The sequence below is a fragment of the Frankia sp. CcI49 genome (assembly GCF_001983215.1).
Taxonomy (GTDB): domain Bacteria; phylum Actinomycetota; class Actinomycetes; order Frankiales; family Frankiaceae; genus Parafrankia; species Parafrankia irregularis.
The window spans coordinates 67,414-92,427 of the sequence record NZ_MOWP01000028.1; the positions used below are offsets into that span (position 1 = coordinate 67,414).

At 71.0% G+C, this 25,014-nt stretch carries 19 protein-coding genes; 14 read left to right on the forward strand and 5 right to left on the reverse strand.

Features of this window, described 5'->3' with window-relative positions:
* Window positions 1–1,039 precede the first annotated feature (1,039 nt).
* Window positions 1,040–2,569, reverse strand: coding sequence for an MFS transporter (locus CcI49_RS25215; protein WP_083749698.1), 1,530 nt, complete (start codon window positions 2,567–2,569; stop codon window positions 1,040–1,042).
* Window positions 2,570–2,816: 247 nt separating this feature from the next.
* Between CcI49_RS25215 and CcI49_RS25220 the strand changes: the two genes are divergently transcribed.
* On the forward strand, window positions 2,817–4,703 hold the full coding sequence (locus CcI49_RS25220; RefSeq protein WP_076829933.1) for a substrate-binding and VWA domain-containing protein: 1,887 nt from the start codon (window positions 2,817–2,819) through the stop codon (window positions 4,701–4,703).
* A gap of 168 nt (window positions 4,704–4,871) precedes the next feature.
* Here CcI49_RS25220 and CcI49_RS25225 read toward each other — a convergent pair whose 3' ends face one another.
* Both CcI49_RS25225 and CcI49_RS25230 read right to left on the reverse strand, forming a co-directional pair.
* Window positions 4,872–5,945: an inositol-3-phosphate synthase gene (locus tag CcI49_RS25225; RefSeq protein WP_054568823.1), complete on the reverse strand. Its 1,074-nt coding sequence runs from the start codon at window positions 5,943–5,945 to the stop codon at window positions 4,872–4,874.
* Between the two features lie 201 nt (window positions 5,946–6,146).
* A complete protein-coding gene (locus CcI49_RS25230) occupies window positions 6,147–6,842 on the reverse strand; it encodes a PadR family transcriptional regulator (protein ID WP_054568822.1) in 696 nt (231 codons plus the stop codon).
* 433 nt (window positions 6,843–7,275) lie between these two features.
* Between CcI49_RS25230 and CcI49_RS25235 the strand changes: the two genes are divergently transcribed.
* From CcI49_RS25235 to ilvD, 13 genes are all read left to right on the forward strand, one after another.
* A complete protein-coding gene (locus CcI49_RS25235; RefSeq protein ID WP_054569146.1) occupies window positions 7,276–7,683 on the forward strand; it encodes a DUF5318 family protein in 408 nt (135 codons plus the stop codon).
* Between the two features lie 393 nt (window positions 7,684–8,076).
* Window positions 8,077–11,322 carry a transglycosylase domain-containing protein gene (locus CcI49_RS25240; protein WP_241840238.1) on the forward strand — a complete coding sequence of 1,082 codons (3,246 nt, stop codon included), beginning with the start codon at window positions 8,077–8,079 and terminating at the stop codon, window positions 11,320–11,322.
* A gap of 149 nt (window positions 11,323–11,471) precedes the next feature.
* Window positions 11,472–13,541, forward strand: a complete 2,070-nt coding sequence (locus tag CcI49_RS25245) for a glycosyltransferase 87 family protein (RefSeq protein WP_076829936.1) — start codon at window positions 11,472–11,474, stop codon at window positions 13,539–13,541.
* Window positions 13,538–14,740 (forward strand): hypothetical protein, encoded by a 1,203-nt coding sequence (locus tag CcI49_RS25250; protein WP_076829941.1) that lies wholly within the window; start codon window positions 13,538–13,540, stop codon window positions 14,738–14,740. Before CcI49_RS25245 ends, CcI49_RS25250 begins: the two co-directional genes overlap by 4 nt.
* Window positions 14,741–14,875: 135 nt before the next feature.
* Complete coding sequence (locus CcI49_RS25255) at window positions 14,876–15,148, forward strand: hypothetical protein (RefSeq protein WP_054568818.1); 273 nt, start codon at window positions 14,876–14,878, stop codon at window positions 15,146–15,148.
* 129 nt (window positions 15,149–15,277) lie between these two features.
* Entirely contained in the window at window positions 15,278–15,604 is a 327-nt protein-coding gene (gene rpsF, locus CcI49_RS25260) for a 30S ribosomal protein S6 (RefSeq protein ID WP_255354775.1), read from the forward strand.
* A 63-nt stretch (window positions 15,605–15,667) separates the two neighbouring features.
* On the forward strand, window positions 15,668–16,270 hold the full coding sequence (locus tag CcI49_RS25265) for a single-stranded DNA-binding protein (RefSeq protein ID WP_054568816.1): 603 nt from the start codon (window positions 15,668–15,670) through the stop codon (window positions 16,268–16,270).
* A 63-nt stretch (window positions 16,271–16,333) separates the two neighbouring features.
* Complete coding sequence (gene rpsR / locus CcI49_RS25270) at window positions 16,334–16,570, forward strand: 30S ribosomal protein S18 (RefSeq protein ID WP_006543269.1); 237 nt, start codon at window positions 16,334–16,336, stop codon at window positions 16,568–16,570.
* A 10-nt stretch (window positions 16,571–16,580) separates the two neighbouring features.
* The gene (rplI, locus tag CcI49_RS25275; RefSeq protein WP_076829946.1) at window positions 16,581–17,027 is read left to right on the forward strand and encodes a 50S ribosomal protein L9; all 447 of its coding nucleotides are present in this window, start codon (window positions 16,581–16,583) and stop codon (window positions 17,025–17,027) included.
* 749 nt (window positions 17,028–17,776) lie between these two features.
* A complete protein-coding gene (gene dnaB / locus CcI49_RS25280; protein ID WP_054568815.1) occupies window positions 17,777–19,135 on the forward strand; it encodes a replicative DNA helicase in 1,359 nt (452 codons plus the stop codon).
* Window positions 19,136–19,243: 108 nt separating this feature from the next.
* Window positions 19,244–19,603 carry an antibiotic biosynthesis monooxygenase family protein gene (locus CcI49_RS25285; protein ID WP_054569145.1) on the forward strand — a complete coding sequence of 120 codons (360 nt, stop codon included), beginning with the start codon at window positions 19,244–19,246 and terminating at the stop codon, window positions 19,601–19,603.
* A 24-nt stretch (window positions 19,604–19,627) separates the two neighbouring features.
* On the forward strand, window positions 19,628–20,803 hold the full coding sequence (locus CcI49_RS42205) for a hypothetical protein (RefSeq protein ID WP_076829950.1): 1,176 nt from the start codon (window positions 19,628–19,630) through the stop codon (window positions 20,801–20,803).
* 249 nt (window positions 20,804–21,052) lie between these two features.
* Complete coding sequence (gene ilvD, locus CcI49_RS25295; RefSeq protein WP_054568813.1) at window positions 21,053–22,906, forward strand: dihydroxy-acid dehydratase; 1,854 nt, start codon at window positions 21,053–21,055, stop codon at window positions 22,904–22,906.
* A 54-nt stretch (window positions 22,907–22,960) separates the two neighbouring features.
* Here the strand turns inward: ilvD and egtD are convergent, their stop codons facing one another.
* A complete protein-coding gene (gene egtD, locus CcI49_RS25300) occupies window positions 22,961–23,977 on the reverse strand; it encodes an L-histidine N(alpha)-methyltransferase (RefSeq protein WP_235498181.1) in 1,017 nt (338 codons plus the stop codon).
* Window positions 23,978–24,159: 182 nt separating this feature from the next.
* Entirely contained in the window at window positions 24,160–25,008 is an 849-nt protein-coding gene (egtC, locus tag CcI49_RS25305) for an ergothioneine biosynthesis protein EgtC (protein WP_076829953.1), read from the reverse strand.
* Window positions 25,009–25,014 lie beyond the last annotated feature (6 nt).

Consider the following 25,014-nt stretch of genomic DNA (forward strand, 5'->3'; position numbering starts at 1 on the left):
ACGTCCGTCCGGCTATCGGTCTTTGGTGGAGCGTTTTCAGGACCGCGAGACGGGCTGCTTCAGCCAGGCCCGGACGAACGTCCGGAATCCCTGGTGGATGCCCCGTGGCTCGCACCCGGAAAAGTGACAGAGGCGTCTGAAACCTGAATCGTTCCCATCTGTTGAATGAATGGCGGGCGGGCCGCGACCAGTGATCACGGGCTCACGGCGGCCGCGGGCGGCCCGCGGCCGCGGCCGCCGTTGGCCCGGCGCGGTGTCGGAGCGGCCGGCATGACCTCAACAACCCCTGTGACCAGCGGCTCAAGGGCCCATCAGCGGCGCCCGCGGCTCGCTGGACGCACGAGATCCCACCGCCGCGGGGCTCGGCGAGGTTCGCTGGAACGACGATCAAGGGGCTCTTTGTGGCTCTTCCGATAACCGCTCATCGAAGCCTTGTAAAACCGGCGACGAAATGGATGTCAAGAGATCCGGAGGAAGGGAAACGAGGAGCCCTCTAGTCTCGTGAATGGAAAAGGCGCGCCCGCGTCGAAAGCTGGCCAGTGCTGTCAGAAACCAAATAGATCGACCAGGCGCACAGCTCGCCGCCGGCGCGGCCCGCCGCCCGCGCGGTCCGTTGCCCGCGCGGTCTGCCGCGCCGATCGGCGGCTGTGGCTGTAACGGCTGCTTCCGGGCAGGCTCGAGACGCTGGGGGTGCTGCTGCCAAGCAGAACCTGAGAATCTTGGCCTGCGGGAGCGGCTGTCGCAGAATCGCGAGCTTCGAGCTTCTGCTGTCGCTGCTTCCGAGCGTGAAATGAGAATTTTGGTCGCTACAGGAACCGAAATCCTCGCCTCTTGCGGATCAACAGGTGACCCTTTGCCGCTTTTTGCTGCTATTGACACTAATTGCTGGCGGTGGCGGTGGCGGTGCGGGATCCCGGTGGGTCGCCGTGCGGAGGGAGGGTGGGCACGGACGGCCAGGTCGATATCGGGGGCCAGATCCGCCACTTCTCACTGAGGCGCACCGCCAGGGTGCTGAGGCGCACCGCCAGGGCGGGCGACGTCAGCTTGTGAGCGGCGTGCTCGTCGACGGTGACGTGCTGGCCGCGTTCGTCACCGTCGACGAGCCGGCGCCGCTCGGGCCGTCGATCGCCTGGTTGTCGATCGCCGGGTTGTCGACGACCGGCGCGCCGATCGACGGCCCGTCGATCGACGGCCCGGCGGCGAGTGGGCTGTCGGTGATCGGGCTGTCGGCGGCCCGGTTGTGGGCCGCTCCGACGCCGCGGATCACCCGGTCCTCGGGGTGGCGCATCGCGGCCTGGTAGTAGACGAGGCCCGCGAGGCAGTAGCCAACCCCGGCGACGATGATGGTCGGCGCGGAGCGGCCGTCCTCGGGCACGATGAGGGCGGCGACCGCGGCGGCCGCTACGAAGGCCAGGTTGAACAGCAGGTCGTAGAGCGAGAACGCCCGGCCGCGGTAGGCGTCCTCCGTCTCCTCCTGCACGATCGTGTCGACGCAGATCTTGCTGGCCTGGGCGGAGAAGCCGAGCAGCAGGCCGGCGACGACGAACAGCAGGGACTGGAACGGCAGCCCCAGCGCGATCTCGACGACACCGCCCCCGACGAGGACGATCGCGATCCAGCGCGCCTTCGGCATCCGCTGCGTCACCCGGGGGGTGACCACGGCGGCCAGCACCGTCCCGATCCCGCTGGCGGCGACCACCTGGGCGAGGCCGGCGAGGCCGCCCGTGGCGCCGGTGAAGTGGTTGCGGTAGAGCAGCACCGTCAGCACCAGCACCAGCCCGTAGGCGGCCCGGGACGCCGTCAGCGCCGCCAGGGCGCGCCGCGCCGGACCGTGATGCCACAGGTAGCGCACGCCGTCGGCCAGGTCGGCGGCCACGCTGCGGGCCTGTGACCAGGCGCCCTGCCAGGGTGCCGCCTCGACCGGGCCGAAGGCGAGCCGGGCCGGGCGTGACGCTGTCACGGCGGCGGCCACATAGGCGAGCGCCGCGAGGCCCGCGACCAGCGCGACCTCCTTGTCGTCACCGCCGGTGAGCCCGCGCAGACCGCTGCCGATGCCGGCGCCCAGCAGCGTGGCGACGGTGCCCGAGGTGACGGACAGCGCGTTGGCGGTGACGAGGCGGTCGACGTCCACGACCATCGGCAGGCCCGCGGACAGGGCGGCCAGCACGAACCGGTTCACGCTGACCGCGGCGAGCGCCGTCGCATAGAAGTCGGCGCCGGTGCGCCCGCCGAGGATCAGCCCGACGAGCACGACCATCAGCAGTGCGCGGATCACGGAGGAGACCACGAGGACCCGCTGCCGGGAGACGCGGTCGAGCACGATGCCGGCGAACGGGCCGATCACGCTGAAGGGCAGCACCACCACGGCGAGGGACGCCGCGAGCGCGCCGGCGGACGTCGCGCGCTCCGGCGAGAACAGGACGTAGCTGACCAGGCTTGCCTGGAAGACACCGTCCGCGGCCTGCGATGACAGCCGGGCGGCGTAGAGCTGGCGGAACCCGCGGCCGAGAAGCAGGGTACGCAGATCACCGGTCCACTGCTTGCCGGGCGAGTTGCCGGTCGAGGCCACCTCGTCAGCCTACGAAGTGCACGGCCCGATCGGAATGGCGGGCCACCGCAGGAGCGCCCACGAAATGAAGGGTGATCTCTCCGGGGAGACTTCCGTTTCCGGGTCATCGCAATGGCGCCACCATGCTCGCGCGGGTCTTTGGGGGTGCATCAATGCAGACACTGCGGTCGTCTGTGGTGGCGCCGGGTCGAGGAGGGTCCGCTACGGTCACCTCGCGTAGATCGACCGTTTCGGAGGTCCCGGTCTGATGTCTGGTGCCCGGCACCGGTACCGCCGCACCGGCCCGTCCGTCCGCCGGATCATGGCGCTGGCCGCGATCCCGGTGCTCGCCGGAGCCCTGACCAGCGGCTGGGTGTTCCTCCGCGGCAGTCCGGCGGTCGCCACCTGCGCCGGCACCGTGACGCTGACGGTCGCCGTGGCCCCGTCGTTGGCCGACCCGATGGAGGAGCTCGCGACGGCCTACCACGACGAGCATCCCGCCGTCTTCGGGTACTGCGCGTCCATCCAGGTGGACGCCGTCGACAGCGGCCGGGCCGCGGCGTACCTGCGCGGCGGCTGGAGCGACCCGGGCGCCGGGGAGATCCCCGACATCTGGGTGCCGGACTCCGCCGACTGGCTGGCCCTGGCGCGAACCACCGAACCGGCCAACCGGCTGCTGACCGACACCGGTCAGCTGATCGCCACGTCGCCCGTCGTCATCGCGATGCCGCGGCCGATGGCGGTGGCGCTCGGGTGGCCCGGGCATCAGCTCTCCTGGGCCGACCTGGGTAGGCAGCTGGCGGAGCCGGGCGATGACGACTACTGGACCGCGCACGGGAACGCGGCCTGGGGCGATTTCACGATCGGCCTGCCCGACCCGCGCACCACGACGTCCGGCCTGTCCGCGCTGACCGTCCTCGTCGCCCAGGCCCTGGACCGGCCGGCCGCGCGGCTCATCGAGAAGGACATCACCGACGACCTCACTGACGATCTCACGACCGACAGCGCCATCCTGCGGCTCGAACGTGCGGCGAGCCTGCTCCCGGGCTCCGACGCGAGCCTGCTCGCGACGCTGCGCGGCACCGGCCTCGACGATCCGGGCGCGTCGCGCCTGTCCGCGATCCCGCTTTCCGAGAGCCTCGTCTACCAGTACAACGCCGGGGTCGGGCTCGGCGCGCGGCTGCCGGACGGGGACGGGCCCGAGCTCGTCGCGTCCTACCCGTCCGACGGGCTCATGCTGGACGAGATCCGCTACGTCCAGCTGAGCCGGGTCTCGTCCGACCCGGTGAAAAGCCAGGTGGCCGCGGACCTGCTGGCGCTGCTGAGGTCGGGGCGGGGCGTGGCGGCGCTGGCCGGTCACGGTTTCCGAACCGTCGACGGGGCCGCCGACTCCCTCGGACCCGAGACCGGGCTCGCGGCCCGGCCGCAGGAGCTGGGCAGGAAGCCGGTGATGGTGCCGACGGTCATGACCGCGCTGCAGGCGACCTTCGTCGGGGTGCATCAGCAGACCAACACGCTGATGGTCCTGGACAGTTCGGGCTCCATGGCCGAGCCGGTGCCCGCCAGCGGAGACCGCAGCCGGCTGGCGGTGGCGCTGGACGCCGCGAAGGCCGCCCTGCCGATGTTCGCGGACGGCAGCAACCTCGGGCTGTGGCGGTTCTCCTCCCGGCTGCACGGCGCCGACGACTGGGACGAACTCGTCGGGCTCGGCCCGGTGGAGGAACGGGCCGGCGGGGCAGACGGGGCTGGCGGGGCAGACGGGGCTGGCGGGGTACCCCGACGGCAGGCCGTCATCGACGAGATGAGCCGGATCGAACCTCGCGGTGACACCGGGCTGTACGAGACCACGCTCGCCGCGTTCCGGCATCTGAACCAGCACTATGAGGATGGCTGGCCCAACCAGGTGGTGCTGCTGACCGACGGCCGCAACTCCGACCCGGGCAGCATGTCGCTCGACGAGCTGGTCCGGACGCTGCGCCGCGAGTACTCGCCGCTGCATCCGGTGCGGATCATCACGATCGGCTATGGCGAGGACGYCGACCTGGAGGCGCTGGCCCGGATCTCCGACGCGACCGGCGCCCAGAGCTACCCGGCCCTCGACCCGAACAGCATCTTCGTGGTGCTCGTCGGAGCGTTCACCGAGATTCCCGGCTGACCGCCTCCGGACGCCGGTCCGCCTCTCGACGCCAGCCTGCCTCCGGATGCCAGCCGCCTGCCTCCGGACGCGGCGATGGCCCCGGGACAGACGTCCTCGGGGCCATCGCCGTCATCTTCAGTGCGGCGCGATCAGCGTCGTGCGATCACGCGCGGTGGTGCCGCTCGCTCAGCCTTCGCCGCGGATGAAGGACTCGACCTTGTCGCGGGCCTCGCTGTCGCGGTACTGCTCCGGCGGGGACTTCATGAAGTAGGAGGACGCCGAGAGGATAGGCCCACCGATGCCGCGGTCCAGCGCGACCTTCGCGCAGCGGACGGCGTCGATGACCACGCCGGCGCTGTTGGGGGAGTCCCAGACCTCGAGCTTGTACTCCAGGTTCAGCGGGACGTCACCGAACGCGCGGCCCTCGAGGCGGACGTAGGCCCACTTGCGGTCGTCGAGCCAGGCAACGTAGTCGGACGGGCCGATGTGCACGTTGTCCTTGCCCAGGTCGTGGGAGACCTGGGAGGTCACAGCCTGGGTCTTGGAGATCTTCTTGGACTCCAGCCGCTCCCGCTCGAGCATGTTCTTGAAGTCCATGTTGCCGCCGACGTTCAGCTGCATCGTGCGGTCGAGGATGACGCCGCGGTCCTCGAACAGCTTCGCCAGCACCCGGTGCGTGATGGTGGCGCCGACCTGCGACTTGATGTCGTCGCCGACGATCGGCACACCCGCGGCGCGGAACTTCTCGGCCCACTCGGGGACACCCGCGATGAAGACCGGGAGGCAGTTGATGAAGGCGACGCCGGCGTCGATGGCGCACTGGGCGTAGAACTTCGCCGCGTCGTCGGAGCCGACCGGGAGGTAGCAGACGAGGACGTCGGCGCGGGCCTCACGCAGCGCGGCGACGACGTCGACCGGGGCCTCGTCGGACTCCTCGATCGTCTCGCGGTAGTAGCGGCCGAGGCCGTCGAGGGTGTGCCCGCGGGCGACGGTGACGCCGAGCGGGGGCACATCGGCGATCTTGATGGTGTTGTTCTCGCTGGCCACGATGGCCTCGGAGAGGTCGCGGCCGACCTTCTTCGCGTCGACGTCGAACGCGGCGACGAAGGTGAGGTCGGAGACGTGGTAGTCGCCGAGCGTCACATGCATCAGACCAGGGACCTGGGCCGACGGGTCGGCGTCGCGGTAGTACTCGACCCCTTGGACGAGAGATGCGGCGCAGTTGCCCACACCGACGATGGCGACACGAACCGAACCCATGACGGATGCGCTCCTTAGCTGGTGAATGGGATGCTGGCGTTGCTGGCGGCCTGGAACTGCTGAAGGCCTGGCGTTGCTGGGTGGCAAGGTGCGGGACCTGGCTGGACGGTGACTACCTGCGTCAACCGTGCGAGCCCGACCACGCGCCGAACCAGACCCCTGCCGTGATGCCCGGGGCCGCACTGCCGGTGGTGCGCTGCGCTAGGTGCCGGGGGCTGGGGACGGGGCCGCGTCGCTGGGGCCTTCGCCACGGATCCGCGTGTCTGCTGGCGGGGCCGTTGGCTCCACCGACTCCACGTCAGCTGTGGACGAACCTGTGGACAACTCTGTGGATGATGTGGACAACACCTGCGGCCCTGGCCTGGGCGCAGGCGCCTGGGCCCGCTCAGTCTCGATCAGCTCGTTGAGCCACCGAACCTCGCGCTCGACCGATTCGAGGCCGTGGCGCTGCAGCTCGAGGGTGTAGGAGTCGAGCCGCTTCTGGGTGCGGGTCAGCGCCGAGCGAACCTTCTCGCCACGCTCCTCGAGTCGGCCGCGCCGCCCCTCGAGGATCCGCAGCCGCACCGCCGCGTCCGTCTTGGAGAAGAAGGCGAAACGGACGCCGAACATCTCGTCCTCCCAGGAGGACGGCCCACCTTCACCCAGCAGATCGGAGAGCTTCTCCTTGCCCTCGGCGGTGAGGGTGTAGACGACCCGGCTGCGCCCGCCGATCCGGGCGGCCGCGCCGGCGTCGTCCGCAGTCACGAAACCGGACGCCTGTAGCCGGCGCAGGCAGGGATACAGCGAACCATAGCTGAAGCGGTGGAAGGACCCGAGCACGGCGGCGAGTCGCTTGCGCAGCTCGTAGCCATGCATGGGGCACTCCGACAGGAGCGCGAGCACCGCCAGCTCCAACATGCGCGCTCACCTCCCGCGGCAGCTACCAGGCCCGCACCGGCCCGGTGGCCCGGACCTGTGTATCGGCTCCGTGTGTATCGGCTGTGTGTATCGGAGCTGTGTATCGACTAGTACTGTCGCACCGACATATCGATGCGATACATCGAGGATAGACGCCTCGGTACGCCCACGGCAACACCGGATTGCGTACTGGCGACCGGACGATGACAGATCGAGGATTCGCCGCAGGTCAGAAGCACTGCGGTGGATGGACACGAGGGTTCGGCGCCGGCTCGTGYGACGCCGCTGCCGGGTGACATCCGCGCCAGGCACGGTCCGGGCCCGCCAGGCCGGGTCGGGCGCCCGGGAGCCGCCGCCGGCGAAAGGCGTGGAGCGCGTCAACTTCTGTCGTTACCGTCTGCCCGGCGACCGCCGTCGGCGTACCGTGGCAGGCATGCGTCCACGGTCGGTCATCGACTATGCGCTCGCCCGCAGGGCGACGCTGGGCGACCTGTTCGCGGGCCGGGTCTCCTCGGCCGACGTGTGCGACGCACATCCCTACCTGGTACGGGCGGCCAGGTACCACGGCGAGCCGACGAAGAAGCGGTGCCCGGTCTGCCGCGGCGCCGACCCGCTCATCAACGTCACCTATACCTATGGTGACGAACTGGGGCCCAGCTCGGGCCGGGTGCGAGCCACCAAGGAACTGCCCGGCCTGGCCACCCGCTACAGCGAGCTGAACGTCTACGTGGTCGAGGTCTGTCCGCCCTGTGGCTGGAACCATCTGATCACGTCGTACGTGATCGGTACCGGTGAGCCACCGGCCAGGAAGCAGTCACGCCGACGGGCCGCCGACACCTGAGAGCCTCGGCCGAGCTCCGTCGCCTTGATCGGCCTGTGTCGGTCCAGGCCGCCTACACTTCGGTGCCCTCTCGTGGGTGGTCGAATCTGGCATGAGATTCTGGTCTGCCATGTGGGCTTCCACGTGGGTGCGGCCGACTTCGGCGCGGTGGCGCGGGTTCGGGGAGCGCTGGCCGGATCATGGCCTCAGCACAGTGACCGGGGGGCACACGGCGAACGGACGGGGTAGCTGGTGAGTACTCCCTATAGCCAGGGTGCACGGCCGAACAGCCAGGGTGCACGGCCGGCAGGCACTCGTGCCGGCGACGGGCAGCCATCGCCTGACGGCCCGCGGCCGGCCGGTGGGCCACCGGACCGACGCTTCGACTCCGCCGGGGACCCGGCCGCGACCTCGGTGAGCAACCCCGAGCCCGCCGGCTGGGCGCCCGATCCCGGTGCCGCGGCTCGCCGCCGGGCCGCTGCCGGCCGTGACGGTGGCGACTCCACCGCCGGCCGTCGAGCCGCCGGCCCCAGCGGGCCGGGCCCCAGCGGCCCTGACTCCAGGGGGCAGGGCTCAAGCGGCCCGGGCTCCAGCGGGTCGGGCGACCAGCGGGCCGCCTCCGGTCAGCCCGCGCGGCCCACGACGGGGCCGCGCAACGCGGGTGCGGGTGCGGGAACCGGTCCGGCGTCCGGCGGGCGGGGCTTCTCCGACCGTGCGGAGGGCAGCCGATCCGGTTCCCGGCAGACCGGTGCGGAGCGCACCGGGTCCGGGCGGGTCCTCAACCCCCGCAGCACCAACCCGCGCAGCACCAGCCCCCGCAACACGTCGGCCGGCCGCACCCCGCCCACGGGCGGACCTGCCCGCGGCGACGTCGCCGGGCCCGGCCCGGCTGGCGGGCCCGGCGGTCGCGGCGGCTCCGGCCGCCCGCAGGCCGGCGGCGCGGGTGCCGACTCCACCGCCCTGCTCAACGGGGGGCCGGCCGCGGATCGCCCGTCACGACCGGTGGCGGGCCGTGCCGCCGCCGCACGTGCCCGGGCCACCGGCGCCACCGGCGCCGCGGGAGGAGCGGGAGGAGCGGGAGCCACGGCGGGAGCTGGCGGCAGCCGGAGCGAACGACTCTCCGGCGCCACCACCCGGCTGCGTGCCTACCGCCCGGGCGGGGGGCGTCAGTCGCCGGCCGACCAGCCACCCGGCCAGGTGAACGCCCTCTACGACACCGTCGACCAGGCCGCGCTGCGGCGGGTCGACGTGCACGAGCGCACCGCGGACGCGACCGTCTACCGCAAGGTGGCACCCGGCGGCGCTGCTGTCGACGGGATCGACTCGCTGGACTCCCTGGACCGCGACGGGCGCTCCGGCATGTCGGCGTCCCGGATGGGCGGCGCCGATGGGCGGCGTCCCGGTGGCCCTCAGGGCCCGGGTGGGCGGACCGGACCACGTTCCGCCACGAACCCCACCGGGGCACGCGCCGCCGTCGGTGGCCGCGGGAACCCCCGGCGCAACGTGGGCCGGCATGGCCCGAGATGGTGGCGTAACCGCCCGCGCTGGTTCCGCCGCCTGGTGCTGGCCAGCTTCCTGTCCGGCTCGCTGCTGTTCGTCGCCGGCCTCGCGGTGATCTATGCGGCCACCCGCATCCCGCTGCCCGACGAGGTCAAGACCGACCAGACCTCGATCATCACCTGGGCGGGCGGTGGCGAGATCACCCGGATCGGGACGGTGAACCGTACCGACGTCCCGCTCTCGCAGGTGTCGAAGGACGTCCAGCACGCGGTGCTGGCCGCCGAGAACAAGGACTTCTACAGCGAGCCCGGGATCTCCCCGAAGGGCATCGCGCGAGCGATGTGGGTGAACGTCACCGGCGGTGAGATCGCCCAGGGTGGCTCGACCATCACCCAGCAGTACGTGAAGAACGCGTATCTCACCCAGGACCGCACGTTCACCCGGAAGATGCGGGAGATCGTGATGGCGGTGAAGATCTCCAGGAAGTACTCCAAGGACCAGATCCTGGAGTTCTACCTGAACACGATCTACTTCGGCCGCGGCGCCTACGGCATCGAGGCGGCGTCCAAGGCGTACTTCAACAAACCGGCGTCCCARCTGACCGCGGGTGAGGGTGCGGTGATCGCCGGGCTCATCCGGTCGCCGAACTACCTGGACCCGAAGGAGAACCCGAAAGACGCGGAGGCGCGGTGGAAGGACGTCGTGGCCACGATGGTCGCCGAGGGCTGGGCGCCGGCCTCGCTGGCGAACGAGAAGCCACCGGCGGTGATCGACAAGAACGAGGGCTCCTCCTACACGTCCTCCGACCAGGTCGGCTACATCCGCGATCAGGTCCTGAAGGAGCTGGACGACAAGGGCATCACCGAGGACCAGATCAACCGGGGTGGCCTGCGCATCACCACGACGCTGGACGAGGCCAAGCAGACCGCGGCCTTCCAGGCGGTCAGCAAGGAGATCGGGACGGCCTACGCGGCCGTGCCCGAACTGCGCACCGGCCTGGTGGCGGTGAAACCGGGGACCGGTGAGGTGCTCGCCTGGTACGGCGGCTCCCTGTACGGCAAGGGTGAGAACGGCCAGGAGCAGTACGAGGACAACGTCGGGACCGCGGAGGTCCAGCCCGGCTCCACCTTCAAGACCATCACGTTGGTGGCAGCCCTGAAGGCGGGCATCAGCCTCAAATCGACCTACCACGCCCCCGCTCATATGAACATCGGCACCTACGAGTTCAGTAATGACGAGAGCGAACCGGGTGATCTCGGCTATCCGGATCTGATCGAGTCGACCGCCGAGTCGATCAACACCGTGTATGTCCCGCTGGGTAACGACATCGGTGTCAACAACATCATCGAGACCGCTCATGACATGGGGATCGACGCGGACACCAAGCTGGAGGACGTCGCCGGTGTCACCCTCGGCAAGGACGGCGTCACGGCGCTGGAGATGACCGACGTCTACAGCACCCTGGCCAGCGGGGGCTACCAGGCGACCCCGCACATCGTCGCGACGGTCGAGGACAACTCCGGCGAGGTCATCCTGCGCGGCGGGGACAGCGCGCAGACCTCCAAGGACCCGGTGATCCCGCCGAGTGTCGCGCGGGACGCGACCTACGCGCTGCAGGCCGTGATCGACCACGGCACCGGCACGAAGGCGAAGCTCGCGGACAACCGGCCGGCGGCCGGAAAGACCGGCACCACGGACAACTTCCGCTCCGCCTGGTTCTGCGGGTACACGAAGGAGATCGCTTCCTGCGTGAACATGTTCCGCGGCCAGGGCAGGGAATCGGACCAGCTCAGGGGGATCCCCGGCGTTACGAACGGCGTCGTCTACGGCGGGACCTACCCGGCGAGGATCTGGAAGACGTTCATGGACGCGGCCCTGAAGGGCGAGCCGATCAAGCAGTTCGACCCGCCGGCCTACGGCGGCTCCGTCACGCTGCGCAGCCCGTCGCCGACGCCGGAGCCGACACCGTCCGACCTGCCGAGCCAGACGCCGGTCGGTGGCACCGACGACTGGGACATCTTCGGGGACAACGAGAACCGCACCAGCCAGTCCCGGCAGACCAACCGGGCCACCTCGGGCACCAGCGGCCAACAGACGACACGCCCACAACCGACGAGGTCGCCGACAGGCATCGTCGGCGACATCTTCGGCGGGCATTAGCTTGGCATTAGCTGCCGCCGCTGCCGGACAGGATCTGAGGACCGTGGTCGTGACAACGACCGCGGTCCTCAGATCTTCCGGCGGTGGCACGGGGGCCCACGGGCGCCTGATCAGTGTCGTCGAACGGGCACTCAGGTCCGTGTACCAGAATGACCCGCATGGCCACGACCCCGGCGTTGCCCACCCGGTCCAGCCCGGCGCAGAACGACCCCGTGGTCGCGGGCGCCAGCGAGCTGATCGGGGGGCCGCCCGGGCGGCACGCCGTCGTCGGTACCACGCGGACCTGGTGGAGCCCGCTACGGGTGCTGATGCTCTTCGTGGTCATCACCTGCGTGCTCGGCTACGCGCAGAAGTCCGGCTGCCGCGACACCCGTAACTGGACGGACGAGTACCAGTACACCCGGATGTGCTACTCGGACGTGGTCGCCCTCTACAGCCAGGAGGGCCTGGTAGACGGCAAGATCCCCTACCTGGACTACCCCACCGAGTACCCGCCGCTCATCGGCGCGGCGATGCAGCTCGTCTCCTCGTTCGCCGGCCTCGGCTCCGCGCCCGTCGCCGTCTTCCGCACCGAGGGCGGGCCGCCCGGAGCCCAGGTCTTCGACCACTACTCGATGGACACCCGCTCGGCGCTGTTCTACGACTTCACCGCGCTGCTGTTCCTGATCGCCGCCTGCGTGGCCGTCGCCTGCACCGCGATGACGGCCGGCCAGCGCCGGGTGTGGGACGCGGCCCTGCTCGCGCTGGCGCCGATGCTCGCGCTGCACCTGCTGACCAACTGGGACATCCTCGCCGTGGCCTTCGCCGCCGGCGGCCTGCTCGCCTGGTCACGCCGAGCGCCGCGACTCGCCGGCATCCTGTTCGGCCTCGGCATCGTCACGAAGCTCTACCCGGTGTTCTTCCTGGTCGGCCTGGCGGCGCTGTGCCTGCGCGCCGGGCGGCTGCGCCCGCTGGTGCGCAGCGTGCTCTACGCGGCCGGCACCGTGGTCGGTGTGTTGCTGCCGGTGTGGCTCACCGCCGGCTACTTCAACGGGACGGACAAGGTCAGCGACGGCATCTGGTCCACCTTCTGGGGCGGCGGGAACTGGACCGCGCTGCTCGACGGCGAGTACGCGGGCGGGCACAACGGCCTGCAGCGCTTCTTCGAGCTCAACTCCGAGCGCGGCGCCGACTGGGACTCGCTGGCCTTCGCCCTGTCCTGGGCCGCCGGGAAGTACGACACCGGCTGGTTCGCGCCGGCGCACCTCGTCGTGATGCTCCTCGGCCTCGCCGCCGTCGGGGCGCTCGCCGCGGTGGCGCTGCGCAACTGGCCCTGGCGGGCCCCGCGGATCATCGGTGCGGCGGCGGTGTGCTGGCTGCTGGTCGCCATCGCCACGCCGCTGCTGCTCACCGCGGTGCACAAGCACGGCATTCCCGTCGGAACCCTGAACGCGGTGACCGCGGTGGCGCTGATCCTGGCCGTCGCCGGGGTGATCGCCCTGGCGCTGCTGGCACCGCGCCGCCCGCGGGTGCCACAGGTCGTGCTGCTCCTCGTCATCGCGTTCCTGCTGACCAACAAGGTCTTCTCGCCGCAGTACACGATCTGGCTGCTGCCCCTGGTCGCGCTGGCCAGGCCCCGCTGGCGGCTGTTCCTGCTCTGGCAGGCCTGCGAGATCTGGGTGCTGTTCACCAGGTTTATGCACTTCATCTTCAACKACACCTCCGGCGCCGACGGAATCGACCGGGGCTGGTTCGTCGGCGCGGTCGTGCTGCGCGACCTCGTCCTGTGCGTGCTCGCGGCGTTCGTCGTGTCGGAGATCCTGCGGCCCGAGCGCGACGTCGTCCGCGCCGACGGACTGGACGACCCGGCCGGGGGCGTGCTCGACGGGGCACCCGACGTGCGCGGTGGGCGCCTCGGGGCTCGGACCCTGCTGCCGCTGCGCAGGGGGGCCTGGGCCGACAGCGCGGCCCCGTCCGGGCCGGAAGATCCGGCCGGAGCGGCCCGCCCAGCCGAGGCGGCCGACGTGGCCGGGTCCATCACGTCCGTCCATGCCGTCCATGCCGTCCATGCCGTCCACGCTGTGCACGACGCGCCGTCCGCTCGTTCGGTCCTGTCTGCTGAGTCCGTCCTGTCCACCGAGTCCGTCCAGTCCGGCCTGGCTGCTCCGTCCGTCCAGTCCGTCCGGCGTGCTTTGCCGCGGCTTCCATCGATCCTCCGCCCGCGGGGGGATGCAGGGTGACCTCGGAGACCCGGGAGGTCGTCGCGGCGGAGCCGGGGAAGCCGGGCGGCTGGGGCGGCTTCGGCGCGGTGCGCACCGCCTGGGCCCGGCTTCCCGCGTGCGTGCAGGCGACCCTGCCGCTGTGGGTGGCGAGCCGGGTCGCGGTGGCCCTCGCGTCGCTCGCCGGGGCGCGCCTGCTCTCCAACGGCCCGGCCCGGGACGTCCCCGGGCTGACGACGCTGTGGGACCGCTGGGATGTCGGCCTGTTCACCAAGGTGGCTCGCTACGGCTACCTCTCGCCGTCCTACTCGGACCGCACCGAGGTCGACTTCCCTGGACTGCCGCTGGCCATCCGGGCTGTGCACGTGGTCGTTCCCGACTGGATCGGCGCCGGTCTGGTGGTCTCGTTCGTGGTCGGCGCGATCGGTGTGGCCGCACTGTGGCGGCTGGCGGCCGACGAGGTGGACGACGGCGACGCGCGGTTCGCGGTCCTCGCGCTGGTGTGCTTCCCGTACGCGGTGTTCCTCTTCGCCGCGTACTCCGAAGGCTTCTTCCTCGGCTTCGCGACCGCCTCCTGGCTGGCCGCGCGCCGTGACCGATGGCTGCTCGCCGGCCTGCTGGGAGCGGCGGCGGCCTCCGCGCGGGTGACCGGCATCGCGTTCTGCGCCGCGCTCATCGTCCAGTACGTGCTGGTGCGGCGTGCCGCTGGACGTCCGCTGATCGCGAGGCCGGCGCTGGCACTGGCCATCCCGCCGCTGCCGATCGCCGGCTACCTCGTCTACCTGCGGGTCCGCAGCGGGCGGTGGGACTCCTACACCGACGCCATGCACGACGRCTGGCATCGTGCCGTCGACTGGCCCTGGAACGGCTGGTCGCGGACCTGGGGCTCGGCCTTCGACGGCGACGGGGCGTCGACGTTCGTCTGGTTCTGGCGCGGCGAGCTGCTCGCGGTCGTCATCGGTGTGCTGCTCACCGGTGCCCTGATCTGGGGCAGGCGGTGGGGGGAGGCGACGTTCGTCGGGCTCATGACGGTGATCATGAGCTTCACGAACTACTACGCGTCCGGGATCCGTGGCATTCTCGTCGCCTTCCCGCTGTATCTGCTGCTCGCGCGGGCCGGTGCACGCTGGCCATGGGTGCGGGGCGCCTACGTCTGGGTGTGTGGACCGCTCATGGTGATCTTCGTCGTGGCCTTCACCCAGGGCTACTGGGTGGACTGACGCCGTGCTGTGGCGTGCCTCGTCGTGCCTCGTCGTGCCGTGGCGTCGTCCGGCCGGGGTGCGGGTGTGGGTGCGACACGGCCGAGCTGATCGGATGCGTGCCCGGCCGGCCGGACATACGCGAGGATGTGAGCCGTGACGGGCGACGACCGACAGGGTGGCAGCGCGGGGCCGACCGTGGCGCCCGCGCGCGCGAACGTGCCGCAGCGGCTGGTGGTACCGGCGGCCGCCGCCGGCGTGCTGGCCCTGCTCTTCCTGATCCTGGCGATCGTGGCGGCCGACCCGTCCCGGCACGCCCGCGGGCTGCTGGTCGTCATCGACCTGGTCGGGGTCGTCGGGGTCGGTGTCGCGTGGGTCCGGGTCAGCCGGCTGCTGAGCCTCGCCGACCACACCGGGCGGGTCGAGTAATCTCGACCAGACATACCGTGTGCCGACGGTGCGCGCGCCTGTAGACGGCGCTCCGCTCACCGGCGCCTGGTTTCCTCCTGCCACGGGTGATTCCGTGGCCGTTAGAGTCCACAGGAGGTGGGTTCAACCTTGCCACGCCACTATGAACTGATGGTGATCCTCGACCCCGAGCTCGAGGAGCGCACCGTCGCTCCCTCGCTCGACCAGTACCTCAACGTCGTCCGCCAGGGCGGCGGGGTCGTCGAGAAGGTCGACGTCTGGGGCCGCCGCAGGCTCTCCTACGAGATCGCGAAGAGCTACGAGGGCATCTACGCGGTCATCGACCTGCACACCGAGCCGGCCATCGTCGCCGAGCTGGACCGCCAGCTCGTGCTGAACGAGTCGGTCATCCGCACCAAGGTGATCCGGCTGCCCGAGCCGAAGGCTCCGCGGGCCCCCCGCCGGGCAGCGGCGTGACGCGAGCCGCCCGTTCGGCGCGTAGCGCGCCGGCACGGGCCGTCCAGCGAGGGGAGCGTGATCATGGCCGGTGAGACGGTGATCACGGTCGTCGGCAACCTGACCGGCGATCCCGAACTGCGTTTCACGCCGAACGGCGCCGCGGTCGCGAGCTTCACGGTCGCGGCGACCCCGCGCACACTCGATCGCAACACGAACGAGTGGAAGGACGGCGAGGCGCTCTTCCTGCGTTGCTCGATCTGGCGCCAGGCGGCCGAGAATGTCGCCGAATCCCTCACCAAGGGTTCGCGCGTGATTGTTCAGGGCCGTCTCAAGCAGCGCTCCTTCGAGACCCGCGAGGGCGAGAAGCGCACCGTCATCGAGCTTGACGTTGACGAGATCGGCCCGTCGCTGCGCTACGCCACCACGAAGGTCACCAAGGCTTCCCGCGGTGGCGGGGGCGGTGGCTTCGGCGGCCAGGGCGGCGGTTTCGGTGGTGGCCAGGGTGGTCCTGGCGGTCCAGGTGGTCAGGGCGGCGGCGGCTACGGCGGCGGCCAGGGCGGCCCCGGCGGCGGCTACGGCGGTGGTCAGGGCGGTGGTGGCGGCGGCGGTTACGCCGGCGGCGGCCCCGCAGACGACCCGTGGTCACAGCCAGCTGGCGGCTATTCCGACGAGCCCCCGTTCTAAGGCGGTCGAATGTCTTCAACGCGCGATCGGAACTCGCGTAACCAAAGAGGTAGGAGCACATCCATGGCCAAGGCGGCCGTGCGCAAGCCCAAGAAGAAGGTTTGCGTCTTCTGTAAGGACAAGGTTCACTACATCGATTACAAGGACACCTCGCTGCTCCGCAAGTTCATCTCGGACCGCGGGAAGATCCGCGCCCGTCGGGTGACCGGTAACTGCAGCCAGCACCAGCGTGACGTGGCGACCGCGGTGAAGAACAGCCGCGAGATGGCGCTGCTTCCGTACACCTCGACGGCTCGCTGAGGGGGATGAGATGAAGCTCGTCCTCACCCAGGAGGTCCCCGGCCTCGGTAKCCCSGGGGACATCGTCGACGTGGCTGACGGCTACGGCCGCAACTACCTGGTGCCGCGCAAGTACGCGATCCTCGCGACCCGCGGCGCCGAGCGTCAGGTCGCGCAGATCAAGCGGGCGCGGGACGCGCGCGCTGTGCGTGACCTCGACCACGCCAAGGAGATCGCCGGCCAGCTGGCCGGTCTGTCCGTGCGGCTGACCGGCCGCGCGGGCAAGGAGGGCCGGCTGTTCGGCTCGGTGACCGCGGCTGACGTCGTCGCCGCCGTCACCAACGCCGGGGGCCCGGAGCTGGACCGTCGCCGCGTCGAGCTGAGCACGCCGATCAAGGCGCTTGGCTCGCACTCCGTCTCGGTCCACCTGCACCCGGAGATCACCGCGAAGCTGACCGTCCAGGTCGTCTCGGCCTGACTTCGCCACCGGTGTCGCGGCTGCCCCCTCGCCGGGGGCGCCGCGGCACCGGTGACGGTCCACCCGCGGCGCCGCGCCTTGTCGTCGGCGCCGCGTTTCTTTGCCGCTGCCACGCGTAGATCACTGTGGATCGGTGTCCGGTCGGCGTGTGCGCCCAGGAAGCGGAAGCGGCAGCGGGACACTTGAGGCGAACGGGATCGGCGTCCACTGGGGCGTTCGGTCCGTCTGGTGGCGTGGTGGCGTGGTGGCGGGGCCAGCTGCGGAGGGTGAGATCGGACGTTAGGGCGATATAGCCCGAATGGGCCAGCCTGCGCAGTAGCCCGAAAGTCGGCTGAACTATTTTCCGTCCACAGGTTGGATCGGGCCGCTGGCCGTTGCGCGCTGCGGGTTCGCGTCAGGATCGCAGGGCCCTGTCCACAACCGGTCGGGGCACTATCCCGAGGTGGTCCCCAGATCTTCCGCAGTTACCAACAGGTTGTCCACAGGGTGCTGTGGACAACTTTTTGGAGCCTCCCTGTGTCTGCGCCTACTGTCGGACCCTCCACACTGGCTAGCTATCCCCTGGATCGGGATAGTCCGTACGGGCGGGGGGTTAATGATCTTGAGGTGGTCGGGCGGACGGGCGAGTTGACAGGTCCCGCAGGCCAATCGAACATAGGTTCGATTTCGGTGGCTGGGGCGGGCCTGCGTCGGATGGGCCCGCCGTTGACGGGCCGGGTTCGGGTGGGCCCAGGGCGGGGGGGTAGGGCGTGAGCGTCACCGATATCAATCGCGGGTCCGGAGCGCCGGTCGAGTTCGACCGGACCCCGCCGCACGATCTTCCGGCCGAGCAGAGCGTGCTCGGCGGGATGCTGCTCTCGAAGGACGCGATCGCCGACGTCGTCGAGGTGCTCACCGCGAACGACTTCTACCGGCCGGCACACGCGACCGTGTTCGAGACGATCGGTGATCTCTACGGGCGGGGTGAGCCGGCCGACGTCATCAGCGTCGCCGCCGAGCTCGGCCGGCAGAACCTGCTGGAGCGGGTCGGTGGGCCCGCCTACATGCACACGCTGATCTCCAGCGTCCCGACCGCGGCGAACGCCGGCTACTACGCCCGGATCGTCGCGGAGAAGGCCGTCCTGCGCCGGCTGGCCGAAGCCGGTACCCGCATCGTCCAGCTCGCCTTCGGCCCCGCACCCGACGTGAGCGAGGTCGTCGACCGGGCCCAGGCCGCCGTGTACGAGGTGACGGAGCGGCGGTCCAGTGATGACTACACCCCCCTCGGGGAGCTGCTCAACCCGGCGCTGGAGGAGATCGAGGCCATCCAGGGCCATGACGGGGCGCTCACCGGCGTCCCGACCGGCTTCACCGACCTCGACGAGCTCACCAACGGCCTGCACGGCGGCCAGCTCTGGATCGTCGCGGCCCGGCCCGCGGTCGGAAAGTCCACCCTTGGCCTGGACTTCGCCCGGGCCGCGTCCATCAAGAACGGGATGACCTCGGTCATCTTCTCGCTGGAGATGAGCCGTATGGAGATCACCATGCGGCTGCTCTCCGCGGAGGCTCGGGTGTCGCTGCAGAACATCCGCACCGGTCGGCTCACGGACGACGACTGGGGCCGGCTCGCCCGGCGGATGGGCGAGGTCGCGGAGGCGCCGCTGTACATCGATGACAGCCCGAACCTGACGATGATGGAGATCCGGGCCAAGGCCCGGCGCCTCAAGCAGCGCAACGACCTGCGCCTGGTCATCCTCGACTACCTGCAGCTCATGTCGTCGCCGAAGAAGGTGGAGAGCCGCCAGCAGGAGGTCAGCGAGATCTCGCGGTCACTGAAGCTGCTGGCGAAGGAGCTGGAGGTTCCGGTCGTGGCGATCTCGCAGCTCAACCGTGCCTCCGAGCAGCGGGCCGACAAGCGCCCGCAGGTGTCCGACCTGCGTGAGTCCGGAAGCCTCGAGCAGGACGCCGACGCGGTCATCCTGCTGTACCGCGAGGACGCGGTGGAGAAGGAGTCCGCCCGCGCCGGCGAGGCCGACCTCATCATCGCCAAGCACCGTAACGGCCCCACCGGCACGGTCACGGTCGCGTTCCAGGGCCACTACTCGCGCTTCGTCGACATGGCCAACTGATCGTCGGTCGCGTCACAACCACATCGCAGCGTCGGACCACGGGCAAACGTGCCACTGGTCGTGGCAGCCGGCCTGAAGTCCCCGGTCCTCGGTGACAGACTGGACGCCATGAGCGTTTCCGGTGTTCCCCCGCGCGACTCCGGGGTGGTCGAGGTCGCGAGGTTCGAAGTCAGGCCTGGCAGCGAGGACGACTTCGCGGCGGCCTATCGGCTTGTCCGCCATGAGCTGGTCAGCACCCCTGGATGTCGGTCCGTCCGGATGACGCGGGGTGTCGAGTCGCCGTCCCGGTTCGTGCTGCTCGTCGACTGGGACAGCCTGGAGGCACACACCGAGACGTTCCGCGGCTCCGACCGGTTCACCCGGTGGCGGGCGGCGCTGTCGCCGTTCTTCGCCGGCGACCCGTCGGTGGAGCACGTCGTGGCGATCGCGGACCGCCCGGAGCCGGCCGCGCCGGGCTCGTCGGCCTAGCGCGCCCCGGGCCAGCCTGAACCGATGGCCACGTTCTTCGAGTACCTCGTCTTCGCTCCGCTCACCGCCGTCTTCTTCGGTTTCCTTCTGTGGCTTTTCGTCGCGATCGTGCTGCGCAGGGTGGTCGAGCGGGTGAGGTTCCGCCCGATCGTCTTCTTCGTGACCGGCTACGCCTTCATCGGCGTGCTGAGCGTCTACCAGCTGATCGGGTACGAGGACCATGACGTCGCTCCGCTGCTGGGCACCGTCGCCTCGTTGGTCCTCGTGGTGCTGATCAACCGGTGGTGGCGAGGCCGGCAAGGGTCGAGGACGGTCGCGCGCTTCAACCGGGCGACGGGGCCACAGCCGGGTTCGCGGCTGCTCGGAGGCCCGGTCGGGTACGGCACCGCCCAGCCGGGGGGTGCGCCCGGCGTTCCCGGAGCACCGGGAGCGCCCGGAACGCCGGGTGCGCCGGGAGTGCCCGGAGCACCGGGGGCGGCTGGCCCGTATGGGCCGTACGGTCCGCCGGGGTACCCGCACTACCCGGGGAGCGGTCCGGGCGTCCCGGGGTATCAGGGGTATCCACCCCACTACCCGGGGTACCCGGGGAACGCGGGTCAGGTCGCCCATCCGGGCTACCCCGGAGCCGCGACGCCAGCCGGTGAGCCGTTCGTCCCGCCGCACGGCCGGCCTGATGAGCCGGGCTGGACGCCTGCCCCCCAGCCGCCGCCGGGCGCCGGCCGTCGGGCCGGGTACCCGTTCGCGGCACCGCCGCCGGAAGGAAGCACCGGTCTGCCCGGGACTCCCCCACCCGGTTCCGCGGAACCGGCGCCCGGGGACGCCGCCCATGGGAATCCGTCAACGCCAGGCCCGTTCCCCGCAGCCGACGTGCCGGCGCCGGAGACGCCGGGGCCGGATCCCGACCGGCCGGATCCGAACACGCAAGCGGATATCGATCCGACCTGGCTGGAGTTCCTGGCCACCGAATCCGGCGGTTCCGGTCTCGGCCCCGACTCCGGCTCAGGGTCCGGTCCTGGCCGGCCCAGCGGGCCCGACAGGCCACCGGGGCCGGGCGGGCCTGACCGGCCTGGCCGCACCGGTCGGCGAGGCACGTCCGGGCCGCCCTCGGCGCCGAACGGACCGACGGGTCCGTCGGGCATCGATGACACCGACGGGACCGACGACCCGGGTTTCGGCCCGGGTCGAGGCTGGACGCCCTGACCGGCACCGTCGCCGTCCCGACGGCGTCCCGACGACGTCCCGACGGATGCAGGGCGTAGCCTGAGCGGTGGCGAGCCTCCGGACCGGGGCGCGCCTGGAGTGTCTGCGGTCGGCTCGGGAACCTCGGTGTCGGCCCCGCTGTGCGGGCGACGCGGACGATGTGGATCGGTGCCCACCCGCCCGAGCCCAGGTCTGGCGTCCCGAGCACACCGTCCGTTCGTGCCCCGAAATTCCAGCCCAGAGGTCGAGATGCCCGCTCTGCGTTCCCGCACCACCACCCACGGCCGCAACATGGCCGGTGCCCGCGCTCTCTGGCGGGCCACCGGCATGACGGATGACGACTTCGGCAAGCCGATCATCGCGATCGCGAACAGCTTCACCCAGTTCGTCCCAGGCCACGTCCACCTGCGCGATCTGGGGACGATCGTCGCGGATGCCGTGGTCGGCTCGGGCGGTGTGGCCAAGGAGTTCAACACGATCGCCGTGGACGACGGGATCGCGATGGGCCACGGCGGCATGCTGTACTCCCTGCCGTCCCGGGAGATCATCGCGGACAGCGTCGAGTACATGGTCAACGCGCACTGCGCCGACGCGCTGGTCTGCATCTCCAACTGTGACAAGATCACCCCGGGCATGCTGCTGGCCGCGCTGCGGCTGAACATCCCCACCGTGTTCGTGTCCGGCGGGGCGATGGAGTCGGGGCAGGCCGTCATCACCGGCGGGGTGGCCCGCTCCCGGCTGGACCTGATCGACGCGATGATCGCCGCGGTGAACCCGGCGGTGAGTGACGAGCAGCTCGACACCATCGAGCGTTCCGCCTGCCCGACCTGCGGCTCCTGTTCCGGGATGTTCACCGCGAACTCGATGAACTGCCTGACCGAGGCGCTGGGCCTGGCGCTGCCGGGCAACGGGTCGGCGCTGGCGACCTCCGCGGCGCGCCGCGGCCTGTTCGTCGAGGCCGGCCGCCTGGTCGTCGACCTGGCCCGGCGCTACTACGAGAAGGACGACGAGGCCGTCCTGCCGCGCTCGATCGCGACCGCGGCCGCGTTCCGCAACGCCTTCACGGTGGACGTCGCGATGGGCGGCTCCACGAACACGGTGCTGCACCTGCTCGCCGCCGCCGTCGAGGCCGGTGTCGACGTCACGCTCGACGACATCGACCAGATCTCCCGGTCGGTGGCCTGCCTGTGCAAGGTGGCGCCGAGCTCGACCGACTACTACATGGAGGACGTCCACCGGGCCGGCGGGATCCCGGCGATCCTCGGTGAGCTCGACCGCGGTGGGCTGCTCGACCCGAACGTGCACAGTGTGCACGCGGCGAGCCTGCGCGAGTTCCTCGATCGCTGGGACGTGCGCGGCGCGGATCCGTCCCCGGACGCGGTCGAGCTGTTCCACGCGGCGCCCGGCGGGGTGCGTACCGTCGAGCCGTTCAGCTCGACGAACCGGTGGGACACCCTCGACACCGACGCGGAGAAGGGCTGCATCCGCTCGGTGGCGCACGCCTACTCGGCCGACGGTGGTCTCGCTGTGCTCCGTGGCAACCTGGCGCCCGACGGCGCCGTGGTGAAGACCGCCGGCGTCCCCGAAAGCCAGTGGTCGTTCCGCGGTCCGGCTGTGGTGGTGGAAAGCCAGGAGGCCGCGGTCGACGCGATCCTGAACAAGGTCGTCAAGGCCGGCGATGTGATCATCGTCCGCTACGAGGGCCCGCGCGGCGGCCCGGGCATGCAGGAGATGCTCTACCCGACCGCGTTCCTCAAGGGCCGTGGGCTCGGCCCGCAGTGCGCTCTGATCACCGACGGCCGTTTCTCCGGCGGCAGCTCGGGCCTGTCGATCGGCCATGTCTCGCCGGAGGCGGCGCACGGCGGGCCGATCGCGCTGGTGCGTGACGGCGACATCGTCGAGATCGACATCCCGACCCGGCGGCTGGAGCTGCTGGTGTCGGAGGAGGAGCTCGCTGCGCGGCGGGCGGAGATCGAGGCCGGTGCCGGCTACCGCCCGGTGGGCCGGGAGCGCCAGGTGTCGGCCGCGTTGCGCGCGTACGCGGCGATGGCGACCTCGGCGTCGACCGGCGCCGCCCGCGACGTCGGGCTGATCACCGGCTGATCACCGGCTGATCACCGGCTCAGTCCTGACCACCGGCCTGGCGGCCGTCCCGGCTCAGGCCGGGACGGCCAGCGTCAGCGCGAAGTCGCCGTCCGGGTCGGTCCACTGCGCGCTGGTGCCGAGGCCGGCCGCCGCGAGCTCGGCCCGGATGCCTTCGAGCGTGAACTTGGCGCTGATCTCGGTGCGCATCTGCTCGTCCGCGCCGAAGCGGGTGACCAGGCCGAGGGCGCGCACGCTGACCTCCTGCTCGCGGACGCTGCGCAGCCGCATCTCGATCCAGGAGTTCTCCGGATCCCAGGTCGCGACGTGCGCGAAGCCGCGCAGGTCGAAGTCGGCGTCGAGCTCCCGGTTGATCACGGAGAGCACGTTGCGGTTGAAGGCTGCCGTCACACCGGCGCTGTCGTCGTACGCCGCGACCAGGCGGGCGGGGTCCTTGACGAGGTCGGTGCCGAGCAGCAGCGCGTCGCCGTCGTGGAACTGGTCCCGCAGGGCGCGCAGGAACGTCCCGCGGGTCTCGGGACGCAGGTTCCCGATCGTGCCGCCGAGGAAGGCGACGAGCCGCCGGTCGCCCGCCATGCCGCCCGCGCTCCCGCTGTCGCCGCCCGCGGAGCCGGGGAGGAAGGCCAGGTGGCGTTCGAAGTCGCCGACGACGGCGTGCACGGAGGTGCCCGGGTAGGAGCGGAGGATGTCCTGGCCCGCCCGCAACAGGGTCTCCTCGTCGACGTCGAACGGGACGAAGCGACGGAGCACCCCGGCGTTGCGCAGCGCGTCCAGGAGCAGACGGGTCTTCTCCGACGTGCCCGAACCCAGTTCGATCAGCGTCGTCGCCGGGCAGGCCGCGGCGATCCGCGCGGCGTTGGCGGCGAGCACCGCGTGTTCGCGCCGGGTCGGGTAGTACTCGGGCAGCCGGGTGATCCGGTCGAACAGCAGGCTGCCGGTGGCGTCGTAGAACCACTTGGGCGGCAGCTCGCGCGGATTCGCGGTCAGCCCGGTGCGGACGTCGGCGGCGAGGGACGCGTGCCGTTCGGCGGACGCAAGGTGGCGTGTGACAGTGATACCGGTGCCCGGCACGGACCCCGACCCCAATCCGTTGGCTGTTGCGTCCTGCGGTCGGGTGGGCTCGTCGCGGATGCCGCTCGGGTCGCCGCCGCTGGCTCCGGCGAAGGCGGACCCGCGCGCTCCCGTGGCAGTTGCGGGTGTCCTGGATGTCAACGTGGGCCCTCCGTCTACTCGTGCGACTCACAGTAGCCGTTCTAAGAGATCAAACTACTAAGAGTGACTTTGCGTGTGTCGGCCACCAGGAGATGTAGGTCGGGTACGTCGATCCAGCCCGAACTGTCGCCGTTGTTGCTGTTGCCGCTGCCGTCGCTGTCACCTTTGTCGTCGCTGTCGCTGTCATCGCTGGCGCTGGCGCTGTCATCGCTGGCGCTGTCATCGCTGTCGTCGTCGTCCGGCTCGCTTGCGACGAGAACGCCGTCCGGCCCCGCCCGGTAGCTGAGGGTGTCCCGCCAGGTGGTGGCCACGATCTGGGTGCCATCCGTGACCAGGAGGTTGAGCCGGGCCGGAGTCCCGTCCGGTTCGGTGAGCTCACTCAGGGTCAGTACGACATCCGCCACGGCCTTCGGTAGCGGCAGCCGGGACGTGCTCTCCCAGAGCAGCGCGGCCACGATGGCCGAGTCGCAGCGGGAGTCCGGCACCGGTGCGCCGGGCCGGGCCAGCAGCTCACTCATCGCGGCCTCGGCATTCACCCGGCCGTTGTGGCTCATCAGCAGCGTGCCGTGGGTGAACGGCGCCGTCGCGGTCTCCTCCACCGGCATGCCGACAGTCGCGCTGCGCACGGCGGCGAGCACACAGGACGAACTGATCGTTCCTGCGATCGATTCGTACGAGGCATCCGTCCACATGGGCACGGCGCGCCGGTAACGCGCCGGTTCCGGGCGCAGCGCCGGCGCGTACCAGCCGACTCCGAAACCGTCTGCGTTGATGGTTCCGTGCCGCATCCGGCGTGGCGCCCAGGACTGGCGCAGCAGGCCGAACGGCGGGTCGACGGTGAGCGCCGCGAGCGTGCGAGGAGCCCCGAGCCAGGCCAGATGGCGGCACACAGGTGC

Coding starts and splice junctions, on each gene's coding strand:
- CcI49_RS25225 (WP_054568823.1), bottom strand. CDS start 5,945: ATGGGTTCGGTTCGTGTCGCCATCGTCGGTGTGGGCAACTGCGCCGCA.
- CcI49_RS25230 (WP_054568822.1), bottom strand. CDS start 6,842: ATGTTGGAGCTGGCGGTGCTCGCGCTCCTGTCGGAGTGCCCCATGCAT.
- CcI49_RS25235 (WP_054569146.1), top strand. CDS start 7,276: ATGCGTCCACGGTCGGTCATCGACTATGCGCTCGCCCGCAGGGCGACG.
- CcI49_RS25265 (WP_054568816.1), top strand. CDS start 15,668: ATGGCCGGTGAGACGGTGATCACGGTCGTCGGCAACCTGACCGGCGAT.
- rpsR (WP_006543269.1), top strand. CDS start 16,334: ATGGCCAAGGCGGCCGTGCGCAAGCCCAAGAAGAAGGTTTGCGTCTTC.
- CcI49_RS25285 (WP_054569145.1), top strand. CDS start 19,244: ATGAGCGTTTCCGGTGTTCCCCCGCGCGACTCCGGGGTGGTCGAGGTC.
- CcI49_RS42205 (WP_076829950.1), top strand. CDS start 19,628: ATGGCCACGTTCTTCGAGTACCTCGTCTTCGCTCCGCTCACCGCCGTC.
- ilvD (WP_054568813.1), top strand. CDS start 21,053: ATGCCCGCTCTGCGTTCCCGCACCACCACCCACGGCCGCAACATGGCC.